The organism is Duganella levis, assembly GCF_009857605.1.
In the GTDB taxonomy this organism is placed as follows: domain Bacteria; phylum Pseudomonadota; class Gammaproteobacteria; order Burkholderiales; family Burkholderiaceae_D; genus Rugamonas; species Rugamonas levis.
In genome coordinates, this window is sequence record NZ_WWCT01000056.1 from 1 (window position 1) to 8732 (window position 8732).

Sequence of the window (8732 nt, forward strand, 5' to 3'; positions counted from 1 at the left end):
CCGCCGCCCGCGTGGCGGCCGACCCGCTGCGCATCGACATCATCGACGCCGCCTCCGGCATCTGCGACGCCTTCAGCGACGGCCCGGCCGCCCAGCAGCGCTGGCGCGACCGCTTCAGCACGGACCTGAATGGCGTAGCACCGATCGCGGCCGGCTGGATCAGCGACTTTTTCGGCACCTGCGCCTTCCAGCGCAGCGAATACGGCCGCGCCATCGGCCACCTGATGCTGAGCTTTGAGAACGCCCTGGCCAGCGGGCAGATCCGCCGCGCCATCATTGTCGCTACTAATATAGGCAACGGCTTCACCAGTCTCAACGCGCACGAGTCGGCGCTGGAATGGATGCAGCGCGGGCTGGACCTGGCGCGCCCGGCCGGCTGGCCGCTCAGCATCGGCATGTGCCTGATGCAGACCGCCGAAACGCTGCGCCAGCTGGGCCAGCGCGACGCCGCGCAGAGCCTGCTGCGCGAAGCGCTGAACACGCTGGCGCCGCTGTCCGGTTCGCGCGCCTACGCGGTGGCGCTGGAATACCAGGGTGACCTGGCGCTGGACCTCGGCAATTATGGGGCCGCGCTGGAAAGTTTTACCCGCCTGGCCGCGCGCGGCGATGCCCTGTGCCAGAACGATTTCCAGAGCAGCGCGCGGCGCGGCCAGGCGCATGCGCTGTCGTACCTGGCGCGCGCCGACGATGCGCTGGCCGCCGCCCAGGCCGCACTGGCGCTGGCGCGCGACCATGGCGACGCATCGAGCCAGATCGCCACCCTCAACGTGCTGGCCGACATCCACGCCCGCCACCCGCTGCCGGGCCCGGAACTGATGGTGGCGCCCAACGCCGTGCTGCATTATCTGCAGCTGGCGCTGGAGATCGCCGCCACCATCGAAGGCTACACGGTGCCGGGCGCGCTGCTGGACGCGGCGGCGCGCGAGTACGCCGCCATCGGCGATTATCAGCGGGCTTACACCATCGCGCTGCGCGCCAATACCGCGCGCGACCAGACCCACAGCAAGGAAGCCACCAACCGCGCCATTGCCATGCAGGTGCAGTACCAGACCGAACGGGCGCAGACCGAGGGCGAACATCATCGCCAGCTGGCGGCGGCCGAGGCGCAGCGCGCCGAAGTGCTGCAACAGATCAGCGCCACGCTGGAACACCTGAGCGCCATCGGCCAGGAAATCACCGCCCATCTGGATGCGGCGGCGGTGTTCCGCGCGCTGGATCGTCACGTGCATGGCTTGCTGGATGCGACCCACTTCTCGATCTTCCTGCTGCAGCCGGACGGCGCCTCGCTGGTGTGCGAATTCGGCATTGAAGCGGACAAGCCGCTGCCGCGCGTGCGCATCGCCGCCGATGATCCGAACGCCAATACCGCGCGCTGTCTGCGCGAACGGCGCGAAATCCTGGTCGAGCTGGACGATGAAGACGTCACGCCCAATCTGATTCCCGGCACGCTGCCGACCCAGAGCCTGTTGTTTGCGCCGCTGCGCGTGGGCGAGCGGGTGCTGGGCGTGATGACGGTGCAGTCGCTGCTGGCGCGCTCGTATGGCGAACGCGAACGGCTGATCTTCCGCACGCTGTGTGCCTACGGCGCCATCGCGCTTGACAATGCCAGCGCCTACCGCCAGGTGGCCGCCACCCAGGAACAGCTGCTGGACAAGAACCTGGAGCTGGAACAGGCCTACCAGGCGCTGGAGGAAGTCAGCCTGACCGACCAGCTGACCGGGCTGCGCAACCGCCGCTTCTTCCTGCAAAACGTCGACGCTGATGTCGCCATGAGCTTGCGCGGCTACGACGCCGGGCTGCATCGCGAACTGAACGAGTGCGACCTGCATGCAGCCAAGGACCTGGTGTTCTTCATGGTCGACCTCGACCACTTCAAGGAAGTCAACGACCGCTACGGCCACGCGGCAGGCGATTCGATCCTGGTGCAGATGCAGGAGCGGCTGCGCGAGGTGTTCCGCGAGTCGGATTATGTGATCCGCTGGGGCGGCGAGGAATTCCTGGTGCTGGCGCGCGCCACCCACCGCGATGAGGCGCCGGGCGTGGCCGAGCGTATGCGGCGCGCCGTCGCCGAGCGCGATTTCACCTTGCCGGACGGCGTACGCTTGTCCAAGACCTGTTCGATCGGCTTTGCCTGCTTCCCCTTCCTGCCGTCACAGCCGCGCTTGCTGTCGTGGTCGCAGGTGGTGGAACTGGCCGACCAGGGGCTGTACATCGCCAAGCGCTCCGGCCGTAATGCCTGGGCCGCGCTGTACAGCACCGACGCCACGCGCGCCGACGGCGTCTTCCCGCGCCTGATGCAGCAACTTGATCAGGCGGCGACGGATGGCGAGGTGCGGCTGGTGTCTAACCTGACCGGGCCGCTGGTGCTGGCCGGCGAACGTCGCCGCATTGGCTTGTCGAGCGATTTGGAGTTGAACTGAGCATGGATAAACAACGTTGCAGCTGGGCCAATCCCGCCAATCCCCTGTATCTGGCATATCACGACACCGAGTGGGGCGTGCCGTGCCACGACGAGCGGCGCTTGTTCGAGATGCTGAACCTGGAAGGCGCTCAGGCGGGCTTGAGCTGGGAGACCATTCTCAACAAGCGCGAGAACTATCGCGCCGCGTTTGACCAGTGGGATGCGCACAAAATCGCCGCGTATGGCCCGGACAAGGTGGCTGAATTGCTGGGCAATGCCGGCATCGTGCGCAACCGGCTGAAGGTGGCGGCGGCGATCACCAATGCGCAGGCGTACCTGCGCTTGCTCGACAGCGGCAGCAGCCTGGATAAGCTGCTGTGGTCTTACGTCGGCGGCAAGCCGATTGTGCGTGGCGACGGGCCGCGCCCGGCCAAGACCGAGCTGTCGGATCGTCTTTCCAAGGATCTGGCCAAGCTGGGTTTCAAGTTTGTCGGTTCGACGATTATGTATGCGTATATGCAGGGTATCGGCATGGTGGATGATCATGCGCCGGATTGCTTCTGCCGCAAGGCGCGCAAGTGACCATGCGGGTCGTGCTCGACACTGAGTTTGGCAGTGGCGAGCGGTTTGCCGCAGCGCGCGCACAGGGCGGGCGCTTGCATTACATAGCGATTGCCGCTGCGCTGCCGCCGGCAGCTGCGGTGCAAGATGCGCAGCTGCGCGACGCGTGGCCATTGAATGTGCCAGGCTTTCATCGCGTGATCCTGAATGATGAGGTGACGCTCGATCTGCTGGTGGGCGCGGTGGATGCCGTGCTGCCGCAGGTTGCGGCGCGCGTGGACGCGTTTTGCCTGTCGGCGGATGTTGCGCCGGCATGGGCGCGTTCGCTGGCGAAGCTGGCGGTGCAAGGCGCCACCCTGCATGCCCGCGCCGCCGACGAGGCGCTGGTGTGGGCGCTGACGGCAGCGGGATTCGTGTGCCGCATCGCTGCCGACGCCGACGCCGGGCGACGCGCCGTCGCACCGGATATTGAGGCTGTCTACCATAGCCGAAAACCGCAGCCTGCTGCGCAAGCCGCGCCAGTACGGCGCGCGGTGGTGATCGGCGCGGGACTGGCCGGTTCGTCGGCCGCGCAGCGTTTGTGCGCGCGCGGCTGGCAGGTGACGCTGATCGAACGCCACGCGCATCCGGCGCAGGAGGCGTCCGGCAACCTGGCTGGCATCTTCATGCCGCTGCTCTCCAAAGACGACAACATCCCCACTCGCCTGAGCCGCGCCGCTTACCTGTTTGCGCTGCGCGAATGGCGCCGTATGGGCGGCGTGGGCACAGCATTCTTGGGCGCCGATTGCGGCGTGCTGCAACTGGCGCGCGATGAACGCCACGCGAAAGTGCAGCAGGACGCGCTGGCGCAATGGAACTATCCACCACAATACGCGCGCTGGGCCGACGCGCAAGAAGCCAGCGCCTTGATCGACGCGCCGACGCCGCATGGTGGCTGGCTGTTTGCGCAAGGCGGCTGGGCACGGCCATCGTCGCTGTGCGAGGCGATGCTGGCGGCGTGCGGCGAACGTCTGCAACGCGTGTTCCATACCGAAGCATTGGACCTGCTGCGCGTGGACGACGAATGGCAGGTGCGAGGCGCAGACGGCGCGCTGATCGCGCAAGCGCCCACAGTGATCCTGGCCAGCGGCGCTGGCGCGGGCCAGATCGCACAGGCTGCGGAACTGCCGCTGGCCAAGTTGCGCGGCCAGGTCACCCACCTGTCGGTCGATGCCGCCGCAGTGCCGCCGCTGCTGCCACCGTTATTAACGCTGGTGGTCTGCCGCGAAGCGTATGTCACGCCGCCATCGGGCGGCATCGTCTGCGCCGGCGCCACCTACGACAACGACGACGATCCGGCACTGCGCGCCAGCAGCCAGCAGGAGAATCTGGCCCGGCTGGCCGAAATCATCCCCGGCGACGCCGTGGCAGCATTGGCGTACACCGCGCCGCTGGCTGGCCGCGTGGGCTTCCGCGTCGCCGCGCCGGACCGATTGCCGCTGGCCGGCGCGCTGCCCGACTACCCGAACGCCGGCCGGCTGGAATTCCTGTCCGACGTGCCGCGCCATCCCGGCCTGCATTGCCTGCTTGGCTACGCATCGCGAGGCCTGATCTGGGCCCCGCTGATGGCAGAACTGCTGGTCTCCCAACTGGAAAACACGCCGCCGCCGCTGGAGGCAGCGCTGGTCGATGCACTGGACCCCGGCCGCTTCCTGCTCAAGCAGCGCCGCCGCGCGCAGTAGCCGGAGCACGTCGCTGTTGCGCTTACGCAAACGGAACGCGTTGGCGGCACTACAGGCCTCAGGCTATAATCGGCCCCTGAACACCGCCGTCCATGGAGATCCTGTAAATGGATGAACAAGCATCGCAGCAGCAAGAAGGCTCACCGGAGCTGTTCATGTTCCTCGCATCCACCGTGCATGACATGAAAAATTCGATCAGCGTCCTGAGTGGCACGCTGGAGAACCTGCTGTCCGCACACCAGTCCAGCGCCGCGCCGGAATACGGCCAGATGGCGCAGATGCTGTACCAGACCAAGCGCCTGAACGATAACCTGATCCAGTTACTGGCGTTATACAAGGATGTCGGCAAACCTGGCTATCCCTTCGACCCGGCGCCGCGCAGCATGCGTGAGCTGGTGGAGCTGGTGGCCGGCCAGGCGCACATGCTGCTGCAATCGCGCGGCATCGCGTTTGAAGTCGACTACCCGCAGGACGCCATCTGGACGCTGGATGAAGACCTGGTCATCGGGGTGCTGGTCCACGCCATCAACAACGCCGTGCGCTACACGCGCGACCGCATCCGCCTGTCGATCGCCGTTGATGGCGACTACCTGGAACTGCGGGTGGAAGACAACGGCGCCGGCTTCCCGGCGAATATGCTGGAGTCGGGCGCCAGCGCCAAGGCGGCGATTAACTTCTTAAGCAATAGCAGCGGCCTGGGTCTGTACTTTTCCAGCGAAGTGGCGAAGATGCACAAGCACCGCCAGCGCAGCGGCAGCATCGCACTGGAAAACGGCGGCACCCTGGGCGGCGGCTGTTTCGTCTTGCGGTTGCCATGATGAGCAGCGAAGTCTTTAGCGCCAACACCACCGCCGACGGCGGCATCGACTGGGCGGAGAAGCGTTACCTGATCATCGACGATTTCGTCGGCATCCGCCAGCTGCTGCGCGAGTCCTTGCGCAACCTCGGCGCCAAGCATATCGACCAGGCGTCCAGCGGTGGCGAGGCCATGGTGCTGCTGTCGAAAACCCGCTACGACGTGGTGCTGTGCGACTATAATCTCGGCGACGGCAAGAACGGCCAGCAGGTGCTGGAAGAGGCGCGCATCCGCAACCTGATGCTGCCGTCCAGCGTGTGGCTGATGGTGTCCGCCGAAAAAAGCGTGGAATCGGTGATGGGCGCGGCCGAACATCAGCCGGACGCCTACATCATCAAGCCGATCACCGAAGGCGTGCTGTTGACGCGCCTGAACCGCGTGTGGATCAAGAAGCAGGTCTTCAGCGAAATCGACCAGGCCTTTGCGGACAAGGATTACCTGCGCGCGGCCAAGCTATGCCAGGACCAGGTGGCGCATCATCCGCTGCACGCCATCGACCTGCTGCGCATGAAGGCCACGCTGCTGCTGAAGGCCGGCGAGACCGAACAGGCGGGCGTGGTCTACGAGCAGGTGCTGCAAGACCGCGACTACAACTGGGCGCGCTGCGGCCTGGGGAAAATCCGCATGGCCGCCGGCGATCTGGAAGCGGCGCGCATGATGTTCCAGGCGGTGATTGCCGATAACCGTTTTTACATCGACGCCTTCGACCAGCTGGCGCAGTCGTTCCAGCTGCAAGGCAAAACCGAAGAGTCGTTCGACGTGCTGCAAAAGGCGGCCAAGCTGTCGCCCAATTCGGTGCCGCGTCAACGTTCGCTGGGGCAGACGGCGCTCAAGCTGGGGAATATTCCGGTGGCGGAGAAGGCCTTCCGCAAGTGCATCGAGATCGGCGAGTTCTCGGTGCGGAAGACGGTTGATGCGTATCTCGGCCTGGCGCGCGTGTGCGGTCAGAAGAACGATACCAAGGAAGCCATCCGCCTGCTCAACGCGGCAGTCCACCAGTTTGGCGGCGACCAGGTGACGCTGCGCGCCAAGATCACCGAGGGACTGGTGTATCACGAGAGCGGCGATTTCCGGCGCGCGCGCAAGTCCGGCGACGAGCTGGAAGCGATGCTGGCCGACGACACGCGCCAGCGGCCGGACACCGAGACTTGCCTGGATATGGCGACCTTGCTGTTTGCGGTCGGCGTCAAGGAAGCGCCGGTCCACCTGCTGCAATACGTGACGCGCAATAACCACGACAACACGGTGCTGCTGGACGATGTGCAGAAGATCTTCGACCGCGCGCGCATGAGCGACGAGGGAGCGGAGCTGATCAAGGAAGCGCGCCTGGAAGCGGCGGAGATGATGAACCGCGGCGTGCTGCTGTGGAAGACCGGCAAGCTGCAGGAAGCCATCGACTGGATGCGCGTGGCGCGCCGCTCATTGCCGCACAATATGCGCATCCTGTTCAACTCCGCACAGATCATCATCTCGGCGTTGCAGCAGAATGGTTACGAGCGCGGGCTGGCCGACGAAGCGATCGGCGTGTTGATGCACGTGGACGCCATCGCGCCGGGACAGCAGCGTTTTGCGCAGCTGATGGAACAGCTGGCGATGCTGGCGCCGGTGTCCGGCGTGGTAGCGGCGGCAGCGGCCAGCGAGTACGAAGCCGCCAATGGACCGGTGCCGGAGAGCACCCGATTTACCAGTAGTTAAACCAACATGACACTCAATTTTGAGAGCAAATAAGGGCACAAAAAATATGCGCGACATCGCCAAAGAAGTTTACAAAAAAATGAAAGTAGGTAGTGTGGCCTGGGTTCGCCCGGTAGCCGCCAAGGGCGATACCCTGGAGAGCTTCCAGGCCGCCCACGACAGCGCCAAGCTGCTCGAAGAGGAAGGCCTGATCGATATCGAGAAAGTGGAACGTCAGGCCGATGGCCTGATCGACGCCATCCGCATCCAGCGGCTGGCGTAATTTGCCTTACGGCTGATCGTCGCCCGGCTTGGCCGGTTTAGCCGATTTTGCGACAGCTTTTTTGACCGCCGGCTTTTTGGCGGCAGGTTTTTTCACCGAGGCCGGTTTGACCGGCGCTGCCGATGCCGCGCTGGCGGCAGGCTTGCTCTCCGCCGGCTTGGCGCCTGCCGCTGCGGCTGCGGCGAATTTGACGGCGGCATCGGTCATCATCGATTCCGACGCCATGGCCGTGGACACGGCTTGCTTGAACTGATCCTGTAACAGATTCCACCAGGCGTTGGGCTGGGCCGCAGCAGCGCCGCCGCCGGCCGGCTTGGGCATTTCCGTCTTGGCCTCCGGCACTGGCGCTGGCGCAGGTGCGGGCGGCGGCGATGGCTGCGTGGCTTGCGCCTTGTCGGCTTCGCGCGCGTGGTGGAAGAAGGCGGAGGCGTAAGGGTTGGCGTCGAAGATCGACTTGTCGCTCACGCCCGAGTTGACGGCGGAGGCCAGGCTGGCGCCGACCGATTTGAGCGTGGCGATGGTGTCGCGCTGGACTTCCAACGCCTGTATGCTCCCGCGCAGCATGCTCAGATTCAGATTGAGCCAGCTCTCGACGGCTTTCAGGTCGTTGACTTTCTTGTCCAGTTCTTCGACCGACAGCGTGGGTGCGGTCAGACCCGGCACGCTCATGCTGCCCCACAGGTTTTTGACAAAATCCAGCGTATCGTTCATGACGCCGGCGCCGGGGATGTTCGGCATTTGCGGGTGGACCATGGCTATCCTCCTGTAGGTTGAGCGGCTAGCGTAGCAGATATTGGTTAGGCATTCAAAAGGTTTTGGCAACATTTCTGCGCCAGCACTGCCGAGAACTGCGATCCCGTTTAAACTAGCGGCCATGATGATCGTTTCCTTCCTTACCCGACACCGGCGCGTACTGGTTTTGTGTGCGGCCACTGTGGCGCTGCACTTTGCCGCCATTGACTGGGTGGGAGGGCGCCTGAGCGCGCAGACGCACCGGGCCTCGGAGCTGAAGCCGTCGCTGATGACGGCGCAACTGCGGCTGGCGCTGCCCAAGCGGGTAGAGACGCCACCGCCGCCCGAGATCACGCCGCTGGCGCAGAAAGCGCCCAAGCCGGCGGTCCCGCTGCCGAAGCCAAGACCACGGCCGGCTGCCGAGCCGCTGCCCGAACCGGCGCCGCTGGCGGCCAGCGCGCCCACTGAGCCGGACGTGTCGTCGCTGCTGGCTAATGAGCCGCC

General features: G+C 65.4%; 7 protein-coding genes and 1 pseudogene. 7 read left to right on the forward strand and 1 reads right to left on the reverse strand.

The window, feature by feature from the left end; genetic code table 11:
- The 6 genes from GTP69_RS30250 to GTP69_RS30275 form a co-directional block, all read left to right on the forward strand.
- On the forward strand, window positions 1–2420 hold a 2420-nt coding region (locus GTP69_RS30250), incomplete at its 5' end, for a GGDEF domain-containing protein (RefSeq protein ID WP_161058340.1).
- Between the two features lie 2 nt (window positions 2421–2422).
- A complete protein-coding gene (locus tag GTP69_RS30255; RefSeq protein ID WP_161058341.1) occupies window positions 2423–2983 on the forward strand; it encodes a DNA-3-methyladenine glycosylase I in 561 nt (186 codons plus the stop codon).
- A 2-nt stretch (window positions 2984–2985) separates the two neighbouring features.
- On the forward strand, window positions 2986–4683 hold the full coding sequence (mnmC1, locus tag GTP69_RS30260) for an FAD-dependent 5-carboxymethylaminomethyl-2-thiouridine(34) oxidoreductase MnmC1 (protein ID WP_202424637.1): 1698 nt from the start codon (window positions 2986–2988) through the stop codon (window positions 4681–4683).
- 107 nt (window positions 4684–4790) lie between these two features.
- Entirely contained in the window at window positions 4791–5501 is a 711-nt protein-coding gene (locus GTP69_RS30265) for a sensor histidine kinase (RefSeq protein WP_161058343.1), read from the forward strand.
- A complete protein-coding gene (locus tag GTP69_RS30270) occupies window positions 5498–7234 on the forward strand; it encodes a tetratricopeptide repeat-containing response regulator (protein WP_229261224.1) in 1737 nt (578 codons plus the stop codon). The genes GTP69_RS30265 and GTP69_RS30270 overlap by 4 nt, the downstream gene beginning before the upstream one ends.
- 79 nt (window positions 7235–7313) lie before the next feature.
- On the forward strand, window positions 7314–7496 hold the full coding sequence (locus tag GTP69_RS30275; RefSeq protein WP_229257936.1) for a hypothetical protein: 183 nt from the start codon (window positions 7314–7316) through the stop codon (window positions 7494–7496).
- Window positions 7497–7502: 6 nt separating this feature from the next.
- Here GTP69_RS30275 and GTP69_RS30280 read toward each other — a convergent pair whose 3' ends face one another.
- Window positions 7503–8249, reverse strand: coding sequence for a PhaM family polyhydroxyalkanoate granule multifunctional regulatory protein (locus GTP69_RS30280; RefSeq protein WP_161058344.1), 747 nt, complete (start codon window positions 8247–8249; stop codon window positions 7503–7505).
- A gap of 166 nt (window positions 8250–8415) precedes the next feature.
- On the opposite strand from GTP69_RS30280, the pseudogene GTP69_RS30285 reads away from it, so the two are divergent.
- A pseudogene (locus tag GTP69_RS30285) lies at window positions 8416–8732 on the forward strand (DUF3108 domain-containing protein); the annotation flags it as partial.

Coding starts and splice junctions, on each gene's coding strand:
- GTP69_RS30280 (WP_161058344.1), bottom strand. CDS start 8,249: ATGGTCCACCCGCAAATGCCGAACATCCCCGGCGCCGGCGTCATGAAC.
- GTP69_RS30270 (WP_229261224.1), top strand. CDS start 5,498: ATGATGAGCAGCGAAGTCTTTAGCGCCAACACCACCGCCGACGGCGGC.
- GTP69_RS30275 (WP_229257936.1), top strand. CDS start 7,314: ATGAAAGTAGGTAGTGTGGCCTGGGTTCGCCCGGTAGCCGCCAAGGGC.
- GTP69_RS30265 (WP_161058343.1), top strand. CDS start 4,791: ATGGATGAACAAGCATCGCAGCAGCAAGAAGGCTCACCGGAGCTGTTC.
- GTP69_RS30255 (WP_161058341.1), top strand. CDS start 2,423: ATGGATAAACAACGTTGCAGCTGGGCCAATCCCGCCAATCCCCTGTAT.
- mnmC1 (WP_202424637.1), top strand. CDS start 2,986: ATGCGGGTCGTGCTCGACACTGAGTTTGGCAGTGGCGAGCGGTTTGCC.